Origin of the sequence: Blautia sp. MSJ-36 (assembly GCF_018917985.1) — a bacterium.
In the GTDB taxonomy this organism is placed as follows: Bacteria; Bacillota; Clostridia; order Lachnospirales; family Lachnospiraceae; genus Blautia_A.
The window spans coordinates 1-2778 of the sequence record NZ_JAHLPQ010000058.1 but is presented as its reverse complement, the minus strand read 5'-3'; the positions used below and the strand labels follow the sequence as shown (position 1 = coordinate 2778).

Genomic DNA, 2778 nt, shown 5'->3' with positions numbered 1-2778 from the left:
TGACAATCGTGCGACACGTTCGTAAGTGAAAAGCTTGCGCACAAAGTCGAAGGGCAATTGTAGCCCGAAACTTTGGAGAACTGATATTCCGATGGGTGAAATGAGGGGGTAACGTCCCGAAGCGCCACCCTAATACTCCGAATGGCGGGGAGCATGCAACGGCTCTCTCCAAAAGTTTATAGAGCTCGGTGAAGTCGGCAGAGAGCAACCGTAAGACTGGTTTTCAGACCAGACACGAAAGCTGTCCAGAGGTGGATGGTGTTGCCTATATGCCGGGGGTCGGATATCCATGGTGAGAATGTATGAAAATACTGACGAAATTCTGAATGTACGAGTCTAAACGTTGATGCTGTCGAAAGGCAGTACACCTTTCATGGTGGTATCTGTGGGCGAGTAAAATTGGTTGTTATGAAAGTCCATGCATCGTTACAGGCGGTGCGGTTATGCATGACCAGATACAGGCTTAGAGGAAGAACCTAAAGATATCCAATGATAGGAATATCGGAACGTGGAAAGCTGGGAACACGGAGGCGGTTGCAAGCCAGTGATGTGGTGGATGGGAATACCTTCGCGAGAGGGCAATAACCATTCTTTATTCCAGTGAGAGTAGTGGCACAGTACCTGTGAAGCCGTGAATAAGTAAGCGGTGGAGGGATAGCCACAAGTCGAATTCAGCAAAGAAAATGAAAACACAACAAACACAGCTTCGAGTATGACAAAGAAAATCCAAACCGAAGGGAGAGGATGCCTGTGTTGACTTCGGGGCAGCAAGAAAGGAAAAGTAAACAGAGAAAAATCCGCAACTCAGAGTATTACGACATGGAAGGTACTTTTGACAGGCTGTATGCAGAAAGTAAGAAAGATAAAACCTTCAACCATCTGATGGAAATCATCGAGAGTGAAGAAAATATCAAGCTTGCATACAGAACGATAAAGAAGAATACAGGAAGTGATACTTCGGGAGTGGATAAAAGGACGATAGCCGACCTTGCAAAGTTAAGCGAGGAAGAATACGTCCGTCTCATACGGAAACAATTCAGTAATTATCATCCACGACCCGTAAGGCGAGTGGATATACCAAAGCCCAATGGAAAGACCAGACCTCTGGGAATTCCAACTATCGTAGATCGGATCGTACAGCAATGTATTTTGCAGGTCATGGAGCCGATATGTGAAGCAAAATTCAGTGAGAACTCCAACGGGTTCCGCCCGAACCGTTCCGCTGAGACTGCTATTGCGCAATGCATGAGGCTGATACAGGTACAGCATCTGTACCATGTGGTTGACCTCGATATTAAAGGCTTCTTTGATAATATCAGCCATACAAAGCTGATTCGTCAGATATGGGCATTGGGAATCCGGGACAAAAAGCTGTTATGCATTATAAAAGAGATGCTGAAAGCACCTGTTGTTCTGCCAAATGGAGAGAAAACATATCCCGCACGGGGTACCCCGCAAGGCGGTATTTTGTCGCCATTGCTTGCAAACATCGTATTGAATGAACTGGATTGGTGGATTGCTTCCCAGTGGGAGCAGATGCCAACAAAGACAAAATTCAAAACAAGGAGCAATGTGCAGGGAACAGAGATTAAGAGCCACGCCTACAGGGCTCTGCGCCGGAGCAGACTAAAAGAGATGCATGCAGTTCGGTACGCAGATGATTTTAAAATTTTCTGCGCAACACATGAGGATGCTGTCAGAGCATACAAGGCAACAGAGTTATGGCTAAAGGACAGGCTGGGGCTGGAAATCAGCCCTGACAAATCCAAAGTAGTTAATCTCAAAAGACAGTATTCTGATTTTCTCGGGTTCAAACTGAAAATCCGTAAAAAGGGTAAGAAATATGTAGTTCGGTCTCATATGAGCGATAAAGCATACAAAAAGGCTCATGAAAAAGTCTCGGAAGAAGTAAAGAAACTGGCTCATTCGTCAGATGATAATGCTCAGTTCATGCAGCTTCAGAAATACAACTCTGTAGTTGCCGGACTTCATGAATACTATTGTATTTCTACAGAAGTATCTCATGACTTCAGCAGACTTGCCTTCAGTATCAACAAACAGCTCAGAAACAGACTGAAAGGCGACTTATCCAAAAAGGGACAACTCAGAAATGGGTTTATTAAAGAAAAGTATGGAGCAAGCAGACAGATGAGGTTCCTTCATGGACGTCCGGTGGTTCCACTGGGATATGTCCAGTCAAAGAATGCCCAGCATAAAAGGAAATCCATCAATAAATATACGGTCAAAGGTCGGGAACAGATTCATAAGAATCTTGCAATCGACACAGCGACAATGTTATGGCTGATGAGAAATCCTGTAAAGGGCAGAACCATTGAATATGCGGATAACCGTATTTCTTTGTATGCGGCACAGTATGGTAAATGTGCAGTGACAGGAATTCCGATGAATTCCCACGATATTCACTGCCACCATAAAGTACCGGTAAGCAATGGCGGTTCGGATGAATACGCAAATCTTATTCTTGTCAGCAAAGCGGTTCATATCCTTATCCATGCTTCTTCAGAACCTACGATTGAGAAGTACCTGAAATCCTTAAATCTTGACAATAAACAAATAGAAAAGCTTAACAAACTTCGTACTATGGCAGAAATGCCACCTATTATTCTTTGAATTTAATGCTGTAACGAAGTGTGTAAGTTGTGTTTAAAAGCCCTGGACGGCTGAATTCGATGGAGCGCCGTGTGCGGTGAAAGTCGCATGCACGGTGTGGAGCGGGGGAAAATCCGGAGATAACTTCAAAGGATTACCTATCGCTAT

1 protein-coding gene is annotated in these 2778 nt (G+C 44.4%); it reads left to right on the top strand.

What is annotated here, in order from left to right; translation table 11 throughout:
* Nucleotides 1-744: 744 nt before the first annotated feature.
* A complete protein-coding gene (ltrA, locus tag KQI39_RS17070; RefSeq protein ID WP_002595827.1) occupies nt 745-2631 on the top strand; it encodes a group II intron reverse transcriptase/maturase in 1887 nt (628 codons plus the stop codon).
* Nucleotides 2632-2778 lie beyond the last annotated feature (147 nt).